The organism is Psychrilyobacter atlanticus DSM 19335, assembly GCF_000426625.1.
Classification (GTDB): Bacteria; Fusobacteriota; Fusobacteriia; order Fusobacteriales; family Fusobacteriaceae; genus Psychrilyobacter; species Psychrilyobacter atlanticus.
On the sequence record NZ_KE384547.1, the window covers coordinates 1,104,437 to 1,121,645 of the forward strand.

16 protein-coding genes are annotated in these 17,209 nt (G+C 29.7%); 6 read left to right on the forward strand and 10 right to left on the reverse strand.

Annotation, left to right across the window (positions count from 1 at the left end; all coding sequences use genetic code 11):
- Nucleotides 1-12 precede the first annotated feature (12 nt).
- From K337_RS19755 to K337_RS0105655, 3 genes are all read left to right on the forward strand, one after another.
- Complete coding sequence (locus K337_RS19755) at nt 13-270, forward strand: hypothetical protein (RefSeq protein WP_156877323.1); 258 nt, start codon at nt 13-15, stop codon at nt 268-270.
- A 327-nt stretch (nt 271-597) separates the two neighbouring features.
- Nucleotides 598-1,077: an NUDIX hydrolase gene (locus K337_RS0105650; protein WP_028855752.1), complete on the forward strand. Its 480-nt coding sequence runs from the start codon at nt 598-600 to the stop codon at nt 1,075-1,077.
- 4 nt (nt 1,078-1,081) lie between these two features.
- Nucleotides 1,082-1,567: a hypothetical protein gene (locus K337_RS0105655; protein WP_169712877.1), complete on the forward strand. Its 486-nt coding sequence runs from the start codon at nt 1,082-1,084 to the stop codon at nt 1,565-1,567.
- Nucleotides 1,568-2,539: 972 nt separating this feature from the next.
- Here K337_RS0105655 and K337_RS17755 read toward each other — a convergent pair.
- Nucleotides 2,540-3,865: a ClC family H(+)/Cl(-) exchange transporter gene (locus tag K337_RS17755; protein WP_051251625.1), complete on the reverse strand. Its 1,326-nt coding sequence runs from the start codon at nt 3,863-3,865 to the stop codon at nt 2,540-2,542.
- A gap of 357 nt (nt 3,866-4,222) precedes the next feature.
- Between K337_RS17755 and K337_RS0105665 the strand changes: the two genes are divergently transcribed.
- On the forward strand, nt 4,223-4,531 hold the full coding sequence (locus K337_RS0105665) for a hypothetical protein (RefSeq protein WP_028855754.1): 309 nt from the start codon (nt 4,223-4,225) through the stop codon (nt 4,529-4,531).
- A gap of 181 nt (nt 4,532-4,712) precedes the next feature.
- Here K337_RS0105665 and K337_RS0105670 read toward each other — a convergent pair whose 3' ends face one another.
- Complete coding sequence (locus K337_RS0105670) at nt 4,713-5,111, reverse strand: GNAT family N-acetyltransferase (RefSeq protein ID WP_028855755.1); 399 nt, start codon at nt 5,109-5,111, stop codon at nt 4,713-4,715.
- Between the two features lie 597 nt (nt 5,112-5,708).
- Here K337_RS0105670 and K337_RS0105680 point away from each other — a divergent pair.
- Entirely contained in the window at nt 5,709-10,061 is a 4,353-nt protein-coding gene (locus K337_RS0105680; protein WP_028855756.1) for a PolC-type DNA polymerase III, read from the forward strand.
- A gap of 110 nt (nt 10,062-10,171) precedes the next feature.
- Here the strand turns inward: K337_RS0105680 and K337_RS0105685 are convergent, their stop codons facing one another.
- Both K337_RS0105685 and K337_RS0105690 read right to left on the reverse strand, forming a co-directional pair.
- Complete coding sequence (locus K337_RS0105685; RefSeq protein ID WP_084140796.1) at nt 10,172-10,669, reverse strand: PTS sugar transporter subunit IIA; 498 nt, start codon at nt 10,667-10,669, stop codon at nt 10,172-10,174.
- 25 nt (nt 10,670-10,694) lie between these two features.
- Nucleotides 10,695-11,711, reverse strand: coding sequence for a calcium/sodium antiporter (locus tag K337_RS0105690; RefSeq protein ID WP_028855758.1), 1,017 nt, complete (start codon nt 11,709-11,711; stop codon nt 10,695-10,697).
- 477 nt (nt 11,712-12,188) lie between these two features.
- Between K337_RS0105690 and rpsT the strand changes: the two genes are divergently transcribed.
- On the forward strand, nt 12,189-12,449 hold the full coding sequence (gene rpsT, locus K337_RS0105700) for a 30S ribosomal protein S20 (protein WP_028855759.1): 261 nt from the start codon (nt 12,189-12,191) through the stop codon (nt 12,447-12,449).
- Between the two features lie 125 nt (nt 12,450-12,574).
- Here the strand turns inward: rpsT and K337_RS0105705 are convergent, their stop codons facing one another.
- The 6 genes from K337_RS0105705 to K337_RS0105730 all read right to left on the reverse strand — a co-directional run bounded on the left by K337_RS0105705 (nt 12,575) and on the right by K337_RS0105730 (nt 17,038).
- Entirely contained in the window at nt 12,575-13,150 is a 576-nt protein-coding gene (locus tag K337_RS0105705) for a DUF3159 domain-containing protein (RefSeq protein WP_028855760.1), read from the reverse strand.
- Nucleotides 13,140-13,547 carry a hypothetical protein gene (locus K337_RS0105710; protein ID WP_028855761.1) on the reverse strand — a complete coding sequence of 136 codons (408 nt, stop codon included), beginning with the start codon at nt 13,545-13,547 and terminating at the stop codon, nt 13,140-13,142. Before K337_RS0105710 ends, K337_RS0105705 begins: the two co-directional genes overlap by 11 nt.
- Before the next feature lie 11 nt (nt 13,548-13,558).
- Entirely contained in the window at nt 13,559-14,035 is a 477-nt protein-coding gene (locus K337_RS19090; RefSeq protein WP_028855762.1) for a LytR/AlgR family response regulator transcription factor, read from the reverse strand.
- Between the two features lie 271 nt (nt 14,036-14,306).
- Nucleotides 14,307-14,969 (reverse strand): epoxyqueuosine reductase QueH, encoded by a 663-nt coding sequence (locus K337_RS0105720; RefSeq protein WP_028855763.1) that lies wholly within the window; start codon nt 14,967-14,969, stop codon nt 14,307-14,309.
- 84 nt (nt 14,970-15,053) lie between these two features.
- Nucleotides 15,054-16,025, reverse strand: a complete 972-nt coding sequence (locus K337_RS0105725) for a DNA polymerase III subunit delta (RefSeq protein ID WP_028855764.1) — start codon at nt 16,023-16,025, stop codon at nt 15,054-15,056.
- Nucleotides 16,022-17,038, reverse strand: coding sequence for an SPL family radical SAM protein (locus K337_RS0105730; protein WP_028855765.1), 1,017 nt, complete (start codon nt 17,036-17,038; stop codon nt 16,022-16,024). Before K337_RS0105730 ends, K337_RS0105725 begins: the two co-directional genes overlap by 4 nt.
- Nucleotides 17,039-17,209 lie beyond the last annotated feature (171 nt).

The following is a 17,209-nucleotide window of genomic DNA, read 5'->3' on the forward strand; positions in this document are numbered from 1 at the left end:
AATAATTAATATTTGAACTACCGTTTAAAATATGCACCACCTAGTGGGACTTTAATATTAACGTTAGTTGATAACAAAGCAGGAGCGTGTATTGCTTTGCGTAATAATTATAGAGGATTAGGAATAGGTAAAAACTTAAAATACAATTATATTAGACTAGATACTATTCCATCATTAAAGCAAACTCAAAGATTATATATAGTATTTGGATTTTATGAAATTGAGCCCTATACTCGTAATCCGATTGAAGGGGCAAAGTTTTGGAGCTAAAATTATAAACGGTTAATACCACTGAAAAAAGAGATAAATCAAAAAACCTCCTAATTTTAGGAGGTTTTTGATTTATCTCTTTTTATTTACTTAATGTAAAGGGGATGACAATGAAATTACCTTCAGTAACAGAGCATTAAAAATAGTAAAAGATAGTAGAATGCTGTCTTTTTTAGATGGAAAATATGAATAATACAGACAATTATAAAAATAAGCTAAATTAACTGGTAAAAAAGTTAAAAAGAAGTTAAAATATATATAATTAACCTAGTAAAAAGCAAGAAAATAAAAAATCAAATTTTGTATACCTGAAAAAGGGAGATGATAATGGGTTGTAAATTAATAACAGTTGATAAACGGTTTAGATATAGAGCTGCCGCTATAATCATTGAAGGTGGAGATATTCTTTTTGCTAAAAATGAAAGAGATAGTTATTACTATTCTGTAGGTGGAGCAGTAAAAATAGGCGAATCTGCAGAAGATGCAGTTAGACGAGAAGTTTTAGAAGAAACAGGGATAGCATATGAAGTTGAAAGACTTGCTTTCATCCACGAAAATTTCTTTGAGGGTAAAGGCGGAACACTAAAAAAAGGGGTAAAATGTCACGAAGTCTGTTTCTATTATTTAATGAAGTCTAGAGGAACAAGAGAATTAAAAAGTGATAGCTTTGCAACAGATGGAATAAGAGAATTTATGAAGTGGCTTCCAATAGAAAAATTAGAAACTTATGAAGCACATCCAAAATTTTTTATTAAGGAGCTCCAAAGCATAGGAGAACATGTTAAACATATTACAACAAAAGAATAATTTTATGAGTTCTATAGAAATTGAGGTGAACAATTTGGAACAATTACTACAAAATAAAGAGATAAAAAAATGTTTAATCAGCTTAAATACGGAAGCTTTTAACGATTTTATAAATGGAGATAAAAAGTTTGAATATAGAAGAAAATATATTGATGGAAAAACATTGGCTTTTATCTATGTAACGTCTCCTATAAAACAATTAAGAGCTGCAATTTTATTCGATAAGCCAATTCTAGATACACCAGAAGAAATAGCTAAAATAGCTGAATCAGAGCATCCACATTGGAAAGAAGGAGCCTTAGAATATTTAAAAGGCTGTAAAAAAGGCTATGCGATACCTGCTAAAAAGCTTTTTATTTTAAAACCAATAGATTTAATAGGTTTAGGAAAAATAGGTATTACACCACCACAATCATATGTTTACTTGATAAATGAAAAAAGAAAATTATTTGATGAAATTGAAATACAACAAAATATTGATGTTAGTTAGTAAATATTATTCTATATTAAAATTTCAATACTGTCTCTGGAAAAGGAGAAATAAAAGAAAAATTTACACAGGAAATTATTAGAACGCATACCGAATTTAAAAATACTGTAGATACATTTAGTGAAAGCAATTGAGGAGGAAATATGGGACTAAACTGAACTGATCGGCAAAAAATTATTGAAAATATTCAATATGAAATACTTAATTTAGAAAAATATGAAGAATATAGAGGGGATAATAAGCAGAAAAAATTTATTGATGAGGTTTCTAACCCAGTCATAAGTATAACAAAAGATCTTTTCTTTCGTAATTTACATGCATATTCTAAGAATCTTGAAGAAGAATTTCAAATTCGAGAAATAGATGTTATGAAAGAAGAAATAAAAAGAGAGTTACTTTTATTTATAAAACGAAAAAAATGGATAAATAAAGAGCGAATAAAGAAAATAGTAAAAAGTAATGCGTATGATGGTATAGAAACTGTCTAAAAAATATAAAAGAATTAATAAAGTTAAAGTTGATCTGGCACCAAGTGTTATTATAGTGCTGTGAGGAGAAGATAATGAAAACTATCTTTTTTTATACAAGAAAATAAAAAAAGACCCATAAAACGAGTCTTTTAAAAGATAGAAAAATCTGTTGAGGTGGGATTTTTCTAGGTGGATTCTAAAATTTAACTAGACTAGAGTAATTTCACATAAGCTCAGAAAAGAGAGTCTGAGAACATATGCTTCGAATCCACTTACCAATATTTTAATATCAAATATGTAAAAAGACAATGTATTCTAAATAAGTTAAATAAACTAAATTTAGTATCCCTGGATAATGAGATCACTATCCATGATCTATTCTACGGTGATTTTGAATTTGCTATCCAAGAAGAAGTGAGGCCATTCTATAAGTTTAATAATCTAATTATGATCTTTTATAGGGCCTTAGTTAAAGAATATGAGATCAAAGAGAGTAGCACCTTTAGTTAATTCCGTTATATGAATATTTATTATTTTTTTCTAAGTTTTTATATAGAACGCTGGTGATTGGAAGTATACCCATTAATTCAGTAGTGATATAAGAGATCAATGTAACCAAGATAAGGCTGTCCAAATATTCAAAAGAACCTGTCATTTCTAAAAGAAGCACATTTCCAGTGAGAGGGGTTCTCATAACTGCAGTGAAAAAAGCCGCCATTCCTAGAACTAAAAAATATTGCTGTAAATTTTGATTGCCACTTGAAAAAAATTCTAATCCCATACCAAATAAATTTCCTGCTAAAGCTCCTAAAACTAAGCTTGGAAGAAACAAGCCACCAGGAAATCCTGGTCCATTACTTAAGATTGTAAAAATTAATTTACCTAATAACAAACATGCGATAAATTTAAATGTTAAAGTTTCATGTCCAGCTTTTAAAATTAATTTATAGCCAACTCCTTGGACATCTATAATAAATATTCCTATTATGATAGAAATAGCAAAGATAATTAGAGATTTAAAAAGCGGAGTAACTTTTAATTGTAAGTAGAAATTCTGAAATTTTAGAAGATTAGTAGTAAATAACATTCCTAATATACTGATTAAAATTGCAAATATAAATACAAATATAAAATTTTGGAAATGATTAAGGGTATTTGGAATAAAACCTTGAAAGTTAAATAACCTTTCCTTCCCTAAAATTGTTTGGTTAACAACTTCAGCAGTAATGCTACCCAAAGAAATACAAATAAGTAGTACTGGAGTAAGAGATTTATGAATTTCTTCGATAGTAAAAATAATTCCAGAAAGAGGAGAACTAAAAGCTGCTGAAAGCCCACCACTGATACCGCTACTTATAAGGTGTTTTTTATTCACATCAGAAACTTTAAAGATTTTTCCAATCCCATACCCGACTTGGGATCCTAATTGAATAGACGGTCCTCCCCTTCCAAGAGAAAGCCCACTTCCAATACTGAGAAGACCTCCAACAAATTTATAAAAAAGTTCTTTAATCCAATTATATTCAAATTGCATGAGGAGTACCCCTTTTATTTGTGGAATTCCACTTCCTTTTATCATAGGATGTTTAGTAATCAATCTGTTAAGTAAGATTGCAATAAAAATAAAAACAACTATAGTTATTCCAAATAAATATAGTTTACCAGAAGCTATTTCAGAAAAAGTTTTTATTCTAAGGTTAGTCATTAAGTTTAGAGAAATGCGATAAGATACGACTACTAATCCTGTCAAAAGACCAGTCATAATGCTTAATAGATACAGCCTTATATTTTTATTTTGAATTATTTCACTTAAATTGCCTAAGTTCATTTAGTTCTCCTCTTTTTAAGTTATTGAAAGTATTCTTTTTGTAATATTTTTTTACCTATTATTAATTATACTACATAAAATGATAAAGTTAAGGAAGGGTTATTACTTTTAATGGTAATCAGCAGATAGTTCTGACTCTATTTTGAGAAAAATATATTAAAAATAGTTAGATGATACAGGAAGTAATGCAATATTTTAGATTTCATTTTTTTCTATTTAAAAAATTGACTTCTTAAAACTTGAGACTAGTTAAGTTCTTTAAATTAATTTTGCTTGTGATTTTTTTATTTTTAAACGTTGACATATCTAAGGATTTGAAGGTAAACTTAGTTATATTAATATTAGGGGGATAATATAATGCATTTAATAAAAAAAGAAGTTGTAGTAATGGAGGACTTTTTCTATAACTATACTAACGGAGTTATGAATAGAGCATTTTTAGATCAAGATGATAAAATGTTTTTATGCTGGGCTAACGAACACGGTACTTTAAAAAAATTCGAGTTATCAAAGATCCGTGATGAAATTCAAACAAGATTAGATTCAATAGAGATAAATCCTACAAGTTTTAGAGCTATTCTAAATTATAGCAATAAAGAAGAGATGGAAAAATTAACATTATCAATAGATATTTTAAATGAAGTTGAAAAACTTTTAAAAAGTTAAAGAATATTTTTTCAATATTCGTCCAAATTTATATTTTTCCTTTTTAAGAGAGGGAATATATAAGCTTTGTGGAGGGAGTTATGTTGATAAAGATAGAAGAAAAAAAGCCAATTTTGCGAAATTGGCTTTTTTTTATTCTATAATTTTTTTGAGAACTTGATGTATGATTCCATTGGAGGTTTTATTTTATATAAGAAACCATACCCTTGTTCTCTAATTTATCAAATCCTATTTTTTTATAAAAACTATTGCTTACTTTATCACTTATATCCGTTATTAATATGATAGATCTTATATCTGAATGTTTATCCAATAAATTATTGATAAGTTTTTCTCCAATACCATCTCTTCTCCATTCCTTAGTGACAATTAGATCCTGGATAAATAAAATATGCTCAAAATCAGTTAAATACCTTAAAAACCCTATTAATTCAGTATCGTTATATCCACCTATAATTTGACTATTTTCAAGAGCAGTAGTCAGTTTCTTATCATCGTTGAGGTATAGTATCCACCCTTCTTCTCTATATAATTTTTTAATTTCATTCATAGAATTTCTATCAATTTTTTTTATAGTCATTGTATAAACCCTCCATACTTTATTTAAATATCCCCTACATTATATTCTACTTTTCTTCCTAAACAAAATTTAAAGTAAAAAAGCCAACTAATAATTTAGTTGGCTTTTAAAATACTATATTAACAAAATGTCTATCATTAAACATTTTGTTTTATTCTGATTGAGTCTATCTAGCTAAAACTAAAGATACACTTATCATAGTTGAAAACACAGTTGAGACTTTCAACATATAAACTATTTTTTTCATTTTTTTCTCCTCTTTGTTACCGCGGTCATAGATCTCGTCATCTACAGTTTTCCGGTACTACTTTTATTTCACTTCTAACTTCTTAGGACCATTCAAAAATATGAGTGATAAAGTATAATATCATATAAGTTAAAATAAGTCAACCTTTTAAAATTTTAAAGATCCTTATAAAGGTTAAAAAATGATATTTTTTAAAAGAGATTAAATTCTGAGAAAGCCAGTTATTTTTTCAAAATTTTATTTAGAGACTATGATATAATAGTAAGGTGATAAAAAAAATAAAATAAGTTTATTATGTGTAACATAAACAATAGATAGAAATATTGTTTAAGGATAAGTAGGGAGGAAAGATGCCTAGAAATATAGTGAAAATACGACCGAAAAAGAATCTTTTTGAGTCTGTAGGAGTAAAAAATATAGAGTTAAAAGAAATAATTGTCTATGAGAAACTAAAAAAAATAGAGTTGTTATGTGTGGTAAAGAATCCTCACAACTTAGATGAATTGGATCTTATCCAAAAAGAGATCAATAAAAAATTTGGAGATAAACTAGAGTTGGATTTAGGAGTTGAATTTGAGGCTACGAACCTAACCAAGATGGATATAAAGTTAGTTGTAGAGAGAATTATTAAGGAATTAAAAAAGACTAGTGCTCCGTCTAGATCTTTTTTACATCTGTATAGGATCTATATCCATGATCAACATATAGATGTAGAATTAAAAGACCAGGTATCTTTAGAAAACCTTATAAAGGCTGAAGTAGATATTAAATTAAATACCAAATTGGGGAAATATGGAATAAATAATCTAGATATTAGACTTCTTGTAGGAGATTTCACCAAGGAAGTCAAAGACATGGATGATGAAATTATTAAGATTACCAAGGAACAGATCGAAAGATCCAATAAGGAAATTCAATTAAGAAATCCCGCAAAAGAAGTAATGGAACAACCTAAAAGAACTGAACCTAGAGATATGGAAAAAGTTAAGGTTATTGAGAGCAGTGAGGGCAAGAAAATTCTCTTTGGACGTGGAATGATCAAGGGGTCAACCAATGACTTTTTAGAATTCAATGAAATTTATCCTGGAGAAGTCTGCACCTTAGAGGGAGAGGTTTTCAAGGTTGAGCAAATCGAGATAAAAAACAAATGGAGAATTGTAAAATTTGGGATGACCAATCATAAAGATTCAATCTCTATTAAGATCTTTACAAAGATAGAAAACAAAGTAGATATTAAAGCTGGAATGTGGGTAAAGGTCAAGGGGAAAAAGGAAAATGACCAGTATACCAATAACGAAGATATCCTCGCTGCAACCAATGTAAATGCCATTGAATCTCAGACTGTTATTAGGAAAGATGAGGCAGAGATAAAGAGAATAGAACTTCATGCTCATACTAAGATGAGTGATATGGCAGGGCTTATCGATGCAAAGAATTTAGTTAAGCACGCTCATTCTTGGGGTCACAAGGCTATTGCTATCACTGATTTTGGTGTAACTCATTCATACCCATTTGCTTTTAATGCAGCTAAAGGAATGGAAGACTTTAAGGTAATTATGGGTTGTGAAGCTTATGTAGTAGATGATGCTGTCAAGATGGTAAAAAACGCAAAAGATAACGTAATAGAAGATGAAACATATATAGTCTTTGATATAGAAACGACTGGATTTGATCCGCACAATGATGAAGTAACAGAGATAGGAGCAGTAAAGTTGAAGGGAACTAAGGTTATAGATAGATTTTCTACCTTTGTTAACCCCAACAAACCTATCCCGGAAAATATAGTTAAACTTACTGGAATTACTGATGAAATGGTGGCAGATGCTCCTCAAATTGAGGAAGTGTTACCTAAATTTCTAGATTTTTCAAAAGATGCCACCATGGTAGCTCACAATGCAAAATTTGATATTGGTTTTATTCAGACAAAATTAAAAGCCAGATTGGATCAAAATTACGATCCAGCTGTGATAGATACCCTCCTATGGGGTAGAAACATCCTAAAAGAGCTTAAAAGACATAATTTGAAAGCTATGGCAAAACATCTAGGTGTTGAACTAGATAATCACCATAGAGCTGTAGATGACGCTGAAGCTACAGCGCACATATTTGTAAAAATGATGAATATGGTGCTGACAAAGGGAGCCTATAAATTAAGTGAGATAGATAATGTCTACGAAACTGATGTAAAACTTATGGATACATTTAATACTATGATATTGGTTAAAAATCAAAAAGGGTTGAGAAATTTATATGAATTAGTTTCAAGAGCTCATATTGATTTCTATGGTCAGAAAAAACCTAGAATACCTAAGTCACTCCTCACTGAACTACGTGAAGGTTTAATACTAGCCAGTAGTGGTAGTGGTACCTTTAGAAATGAAGGGGAATTGACTAAAGCTTACCTTCGTGGTACAGCTAAATCTGAGATTGAAGAATTAGCTAAATATTATGATTATTTCGAGATCCATCCAAGAGGTACATATACAGAATTAGTAGAAAAAAAAGAAGTGGAATCATATAACAGTATCATTGAAATGAATAAATATTTTGTCGAATTAGCTGAAAAGCAGGGTAAAATTGTCGTAGCTACAGGAGATGTCCAATATTTAAATCCAGATGAGCATCTTACTCGTAGTGTACTCAGATATGGTAGTGGAATGGCATTTAATTCATGGCAATATGATAATCAACTCTACTTCAGAACTACTGATGAGATGATTGATGAATTTTCATATTTAGGAGAAAAAGTAGCTAATGATGTGGTTATAGATAATACCCATAAGATCAATGAGATGATTGAAAAGGTTCAACCTATCCCAGATGGTTTTTATCCTCCTAAGATGGATAATGCAGAGGAAGAAGTAAGTGACATGACCTACAATAAAGCTTATAAAATATATGGTAATCCACTTCCTAAGCATATTGATGCTAGGATTAAAAGGGAATTAAAAGCTATCATTGGAAACGGCTTTGCAGTACTATACCTGTCAGCTCAAAAATTAGTAAAGGAATCTCTAGATAATGGGTATCTAGTAGGATCAAGAGGATCAGTAGGATCTTCACTGGTCGCGTTTATGATGGATATCACCGAAGTAAATGCTCTTTATCCTCACTATGTATGTCCTGAATGTCAATATTCAGAATTTATGGATAAAGAGGGAAGCGGGGTAGACCTGCCTCATAAAAAATGTCCTGAATGCGATTCAGAAATGACTCGTGACGGTCATTCTATACCATTTGAAGTATTTATGGGATTTAATGGAGATAAGGTTCCAGATATAGATCTTAATTTCTCAGGAGAATATCAAGGAACTATCCATAAATATTGTGAGGTTTTATTTGGAAAAGAAAACGTGTTTAAAGCCGGAACTATCTCTACTTTGGCAGAAAGAAATGCATATGGGTATGTACGAAAATTTTCTGAAGAAAATAGTAAACCCATGAGAGGGGCCGAAATGGAAAGATTGGCCAAGAAATGTGAAGGGGTCAAAAAGACTACGGGACAGCATCCCGGTGGAATGATAATTGTTCCGGAGGGAAAATCTATCTATGATTTTACTCCTGTACAAAGACCTGCAAATGATCAAAAATCAACATCTATAACTACCCATTATGATTATCATGTAATGGATGAACAACTTGTAAAACTAGATATATTAGGACATGATGATCCCACAACCATTAAATTATTACAAGATTTAACAGGAGTTAATGTTTATGATATACCATTAACTGATCCGGAAACTCTTAAACTTTTTTCCACTACTGAATCACTAGGAGTTACTCCAGATGAAATTGGTTCGGTAGTAGGGACCTATGGGGTACCAGAATTCGGAACTGGGTTTGTAAGGCAGATGTTGGTTGATACTAAACCAACAACCTTTTCAGAACTTTGCCGTATATCAGGACTGTCCCATGGAACAGATGTTTGGCTGAATAATGCCCAAGATTTTGTTCGTCAGGGAGAAGCTACCTTATCAGAGATTATTTCAGTAAGAGACGATATTATGAACTTTCTTATCGATTCAGGGATTGAAAAAGGATTAGCCTTTAAGATTATGGAATTTGTCAGAAAGGGAAGACCTAGTAAAGAACCTGATACTTGGGAGGAATATTCAAATGTCATGAAGGGGAGAAAAGTTCCTTCTTGGTATATAGAATCATGTAAGAGGATAAAGTATATGTTCCCTAAGGGACATGCAGTAGCTTATGTTATGATGTCTGTAAGAATTGCATATTTTAAAGTTCATTATCCTCAAGCCTTCTATACTGCATATCTAAGTAGAAAAGCTGATGATTTTGATTCGGACTTTATGCTTACTTTAGACGGAATAAAAAGTAAGATAAAAGAATTAAACAATGAACCACGAATGGATGTAAGACAGAAAGGGCAGATGGCATTGTCTGAGATTATTCTGGAAATGAATGCTCGTAAAGTAGAATTTTTAGGTGTGGATGTATACAAATCTGATGGTTTCAAATTTAAAATTGAAGGCGACAAGATCAGATTACCTCTTCTCGCTGTAAATGGATTAGGAGCAGCAGTAGTTGAAAATATGTTGAGTGAACGTACGGGAAGAACGTTTTCGTCCTATGAAGATCTCAAGAGGAGAACCAAAGCTTCTGCTACAATAATTGAGAAATTAAAAGAATTAGGTGCAATAGAAGGGTTGAGTGACACAGACCAGAGGAGCTTATTCTAAAAATGAACGTGACGTTCTATCCAATGAGGAGTAATTTAAATTTTTGTAATTAATTTATAAGTTTTAGATAATTAAAAAAAGAGTGAATATTCACTCTTTTTTTTTAAACTTTATTTAAGGGTTACCTTCATAAGTGGAGCTCCTGCTTCTACTTTTTCTCCAGCATTTACTAGTAGTTCTATATGATCTACATTATCATCACTTACAATTATTGGTGTGATTATAGACTTGGCATTTTCTTTTAGATAATCTAAATCATAGCTTACTAATTTGTCTCCTACTTCTACCATCTTTTTAGGAGATAGCTCTACGATTCTTTTAAATCCTTTTCCTTCTAAAAGAGATGTTCCTACACCGAAATGGATAACAATATAAACCCCTTTTTTAGGTTCAAAAATTAAAAGGTGATTAGTCTTAAATATCTCCACCTTAGAAGATATTGGAGCGTAAATATCTCCAGGTTCAGGTATGATAGCACATCCATCACCGATAATATTACTTGTAAAAACGTTGTCTGGCACTTCATTTAGACCTATAACTTCACCTTTAAGTGGTGAACATACTAATATTTCTTTATTTTTTTTAAACATATTTTTTAAACTCATCATAAATTAGATTCCTCCTATAAATTTACTATGCACCTTTAATTACACTATACATATAACCTATGTACACTACGACCAATATAATTCCCGTTAATCTACCTATTTTTTTATTTAATATAGCAAAGGCTCCGACCAAGATTGTAGCCATCCCCACATTCATAGCATCTGTAATCATAGCTGGGTCTACCACGATTGGCTTTATAGCCATAGATGCCCCTAGGGTAAATAAGATGTTAAAAGTATTAGATCCAACTATATTTCCAATTACAATCCCCTGCTGACCCTTTCTAGCTGCCATGATACATACCACAAATTCAGGAAGTGATGTTCCTACTCCTACAATAGTAAGTCCAACTAAATGTTTACTCATCCCAAAGGTAGTAGCAATCTCAGATGCGTATTCGATAACCATATCTCCACCTTTTACCACAGCGATAAGACCGACTACGATCATTGCTATGTCTTTAGAAAGATGTTTTACAGATGGTTTCTTCTCACTCTTACCACGTAGAAATTTATTTAACTTAAAAGTTCCTTCTGCAATCTCGTAAATCATCATTTTTTTCTCTTTATATTTTTGATCTACCAATGATTTTCCAATCGTTTCCTTAACAAAATAAGCAAATATCAATATTAATATTATACCATCAATTCTGCTAAGATTATGATCAAATCCTAAAAGTGTTCCATCAAAGGCTAAAAACGGCAATAGTGTTGCAGCAACTATCGCTAATGGAAAGTCAAATGTGGCTAATTTATCATCTATTATCATAGGTTTGAATATAGCAATCGCTCCTACTATGAATAAAATATTAAATACATTTGATCCTACTATATTTCCAACTGCCATCTCGTTAGAGTTATTAACAATGGCAGCCATATTAACTGCAAACTCAGGGAGTGATGTTCCAAATCCTACAATAACTATCCCAATGATTAATTCTGGTATTTTAAACGCTTTGGCGACAACTGAAGACCCTTCTATAAAAACATCTGCTCCTTTGATTAAGATAGCAAAAGATACTATCAATAAAATGTAAACCATAATACACAACCTCCTAAAATTTTAATATTTTTTTTAATTTTTGTTCCTCTTTTTTTTTCGGCAAATCTCATTATACTCCTTTTTTTTTTTTAGTCAAGGAAAAAAACGATTTTTAAACATGTTCTTTTTCAGTTTTTTTATATTTTTTTAGTTATTTATTAATAAAAAATAATTAAATTTAATGATATCAAGGGATTAAAGGACATATAAAAAATTTATATAAAGTATATATTAAAAAAATAATTCTTTTTTTTCTTTAATTATTTCATCTTAAAAAAATTATTGTTAAAGTAATTAAAAATATGGTATAATATCCTCGGTCTATTGTACAATATTGGTCTCTAATCTTGTTATTTACTTACCAAATTAACCTCATTAGTTAAGAAGTATCTTGACGTTTCTTGTGATGTATGATATCATTGCGAGGTAAAATATTATTTTAAATATTAAATTTTTAAATTCTTAGGAGGAATTAATTTGGCACATACTAAATCAGGTAGAAAAAGAATAAGAACGGCAGAAAGAAACAGAGTGAGAAATCAAGCTGTAAAATCTAGAACTAAAACTATGGTAAAGAAATTATTAACAGCTATCGAAGCTAAAGATGCAGAAGCAGCGAAAGCAGCATTATCTGTAACTTACAAAGAGTTAGATAAAGCAGTTACTAAAGGTGTTTTCAAGAAGAACACTGTATCAAGAAAGAAAGCTAGATTATCTGCTGCAGTTAACGCTTTATAATTACCTGTAATAACAGAGACTAAAAAGGAGTTGAATTTTCAACTCCTTTTTTATTATCTAAAAAATTATAAAAGTGAATATCCTCAAAGATTTAGGATTGTTTTAGAAGAGGTTCACTTTTTAACTCAATTTAATTTATTTTCAACTTTTTTATAATATTTTTCAGGGTAATCAAAACTATACCAGATAAGGTAGAGAGTTGTTGGCATTCCAAGGATGAAGTTTACATAGTACAAAGTCTCAAATGACCAGCTTATTAATCCAAATCCTTTTATAACAACCTTAAAGGTGTAGAATATAAACCACAGCATCGTAACTCTTCTAAATGCTGGTTTAAGAATATAAAAGTCCTCCTTCCTTTCACATAGGTCTTTAGCCAAATAAGAAACAACATCTTTTTTTATTATTAGCGACACTCCGAATATAAGTGCATACATCAAATTGGAGATCAATGGATATACATAGTATACTTTAGGATTTTTAAAAACAAAACTCATTATTGTTTGAGTCACTAAAAAAAATATACCTAAATAACTAAAAGGCTTTAGCTTTCTAAGTTTAATATATTCTTGAATGTATATTGTTAACCCAATTCCAAAACTACTTAAAATTGCCCATGAAAATGAAATATATTTATATATCATCATAAATATTATTGCAGGAACTATCTCTCTCAATATTTCTCTACGCTTAGCATCCACGATTTTCTCCTCTAGATTTTAAACTCTTCTGATAATTTTTATATGTTAAGTAATTTATTACCAGCATTATAATATAGATTATAACAACTCTTTTCATTATATAGGTTAAGACAGGTATTTCTCTAATATTAAAAAATATTGCTACTAAAACTCCAATTAATGGAATCTCTATAAGACATCTCGCCGCAACTCTGATTAAATAATTTTTATATCTTTTGAATGGGATATAATCATAGGCACGCTGAACTATCATAACTATAATAAATGTCTTTAAAATATCTATTCCAATTTTATTATCTCCTAAAATTATAAATATTACATAAAAAAAACAGACCTCCTTGAGAGTTGAATAACAATCTATTAAAAATTCCTTTATTATATCAAACTTTGTTTCCATATTCTTCCTCCTTAAAACATCTTATCAAAATTCCTTCTATATCCTCTGCTAACTTCTAAAGCACTTTCATCATCAAGTTCTAATAAAAGCTTTCTATTCATAAGTGGTACTATCCTCACTATTTTATTGAAATTTACAATCTGTGATTTGTTTATCCTGATAAATTTTCTTATGTATAGCTCCCTCTCATAATATTCTAATGTTTTATGTGTATAACCCTCACCTTTATCTGTATAAAAATATGTTTTTTTATCTACTTTTTCAATTAAAATTACTTCAGAATATTTTATAAGGATTTTTCCTTTTTTACTTTTGAGATAAAGACTTTCAGTTTTCGTGCTTTTTTCTAAAATATCTATAAGAGGAATAAGGTGCTCTTCCTCTTTAAATATAATTCCTATATTTTCAGTGAAAGGAACTTTATCTCTTGTTACTTTAATTTCTTCTAATCCTAAGTTTTTCAGTATTTCTTTTAATTTAGATACCATAAATTTCCTCCTCAACGCCTATGATGATTTTACCTCTATTTTTTATTTATCACAACTTTTCTGCCCTATGTTGCACCTTTTTAAGGCTAGCTTACATAAATTTATAAAAAAGCAACGTGACGTTGCATCCAGACAAGCGCAATTTAGATTTTTATAATCTTTTATTTATTTCATTAATTTTATCTCAAGATTTTTAAATTATAGAATGATTTTTTAGATAATAAAAAAAGGCATAAAACCTAAAAGTTTTATGCCTTACTTAATATTTAAATTAATTAGATGCAACGTCACGTTGCTTTTCAGCTTCTTCCCTCTCTAATTTCGAATACACACATCCGCAATAATCTTGACGATAAAGATTATGATCACGGGATAGTTCTATAGATCTTTTATATCCATTCTTTTTTTTGAAATCAGCTCTTAAAAATTTAATACCCAATCTTTCTTCTAATTCTATTCCGATTTCATTTATCTTTTGACCATTTTTTAATGGGCTGATAGATAGAGCTGTTGTAAAGTAGTCATAGTTTAATTCTTTCGCCATCTTTGCTGTCTGGGTAAGTCTCAGGTCGAAACATTCAAAACAACGCTCACCACCCTCTCTGACATCCTCTAAGCCCTTTATCTTATTGTAAAATTCTTTGGTATCATATTCACCACCTAAAAACTCTATCTTATTCTTAGCTGTTTTATTTATAACTTCTATAAATTCCTGCTGCTCAACATATCTTTTTTGATATTCATCATCAAAGGTTATATTCGGATTATAGTAGTATACTGTAATCTTAAAATAATTTGCTAGATACTCCAATACATATGAACCACATGGTGCACAACATGAATGCAGTAATAATGTCGGGATATAATCTAATTTTTCTATCTCTTTTATCTTTTTTTCTAGGATTACTTGATAATTTATTTTTGGTTTATTCATGATTTGTCTCCTGTTTGGTTTTTCTTTTTATAGTTTTTTACCCTCTTATTCGGGGAGAGAGTGCCAAGAGGCAAGAGAGGGTTTCTATATCTCCAATATAAAGGTCTCTAACATTATCTCTAATTCACCATTTCCAGATTTAAATTTAGCTTCTATATCCAAAACTTTGTTCAAATATTTTTGAAGTACAACGCTATCAAACCTCTCTATAAGGGGAAGCTTTAAAAAAATAACGTAGGGATGACTAAATCCCCTTTTATTTTTAAATAAGTTTTTATTCTTCTCAAATGCAACTTTAAAGGTATTATAATTTCTAGTTGATTTTATAGTCCCTTCCTCAAAAAGAACTCTTAATTTCAATAGATTTAATAATTCTCCTGTTAATATATTTAAAAAGAAGATATGTTCTTTGGATTTTTTTAGATGTAAGATTGTGTTTTCCTTATTTCCCTGTAAAACCTCTTTAACCATATCAAAAGTATTGTATTCTTTGGATACCGTCAAAATATTTAAAACTTTTTCAAATGTGAAAGTATCTCCCTCTAAAAAATTATTTATTTTTTGCATCTCTTGACGGAGAACAGACAGATCTCCTCCTACCATATCTTTAAATTTTAGTGCTGTGGGTTTGTCCACATTGAGGGTATTCATTATATAGTTAAGTGTAGTGTTTCCATCTTTATCCGACACTTCCATTAATTTGAAGTTCCCTTCGACTTCCTTTCTTGCTTTTTTAGGGAAAGGTTTTACTTCCTTGCCGAATTCATTTAAAGAGGAGTTATATATAATAATAATATCTTTATTCAATATATTAAAATTATTCATAGCCTTAAAAAAATTCCAAATTTTATCTATTTTTTCTGCTCTTTTAAGAATTAATAGTTCTTTTCCACCAAACATAGAGTTGATAGATATAGACTGAAAAAATAACTCCTCCTCCTTTAAGCCGGCATCAAAAGTTTTTTGTAGAATATTTGGTGTTTCTGTTGTCAACTTAGTGATTAGATCTTTATAAACTAACTCTGTTGTGGAATCACCGATGATTAAATAGTTCATCTAACCTCCCTTTTAAAAACTTCATCCCAAATATATTGCGGTTCCATTCCAAGATAAATATCAAATTTTCCATATTTGTTTATTGAATTTACTATATTTTTATACATATCTATACGTATTTTTTTGAAGTATCTCTCTTTTCCATCGATTCCAACAATAAATTCATTGAAAAACAGGTCTGTATTTCTTTCTGCTAATACTTTTTGACGTAATCCTTTTTTATATCTGATAGTACCAATTCCTATATCTCTTATCTTAGTTAGATCAAGAACAGAAAATATTTCCTCAACCATATTTCTATAGGCTGTGCTACTCTCCTCTATATCTATCATAGGATCTAATCGAAGTCCGATAGAATAACCGTGTTCTTGGAGTTTTTTAGCAGCTGTAATACGTTCTTTTAGAGATGATGCTCCCAATTCATATCTGTCTATTACTTCTTGGGGGCTGAATGTAAATGATATAAGGATATTTTTATGTGGAGTTATTTCTAATAAATTTTTTATATTGTGACTCTTAGTTCTTAATTCTAAGATTAATCTTGGTCTATCTTTAAAATATCCTATAAGATCAGAAGTAACATTGGTGAGGTTGTCGTGGACCAATGTATCGTTGACAATTCCAGCACTTATCATAGTTCCGCTTTTATTAAAGTTATCTAATTCAGCAAACATATCTTCTAGATTTACATAAAAAATAAAGGCACTGTGGTTGAAATAATCTCTAAGGTAACAGTAGAGACAATTAAAGGGGCAGTTGTTTTCATAGGAAAGGTAAAACTCCTCCTTTATCTTAGATAAATTGTCATCTAAATAATAGTTTTTTAAAAAATGTCCTTTTTTAGTGGTGAAAAGCATATACTGCTTCTCCTCTTCATTGGTTAACTTCATATCACGAATCATCGTAATAAATGTTTTTTCATCTTCAATAAGATTGTATTTTTTTATCTTTTTTAAGATCTCTATTCCTTTTTTATGATTTTTAATATCTTCTGTTATATATATTTTACTCATTGCTTTCTCCTATTTTTATTTTTTTCTGTATTATCACCTAAACTATACTTAGTTAAAAATGTTATGAAACACTAATTATTATACTATTTTAATCAGTTTTCTTCAATGATATGATATAATAAACTTTAGATAAATGTTGATAGTTAAAAGAATAAAGTTGAATCAAAATTA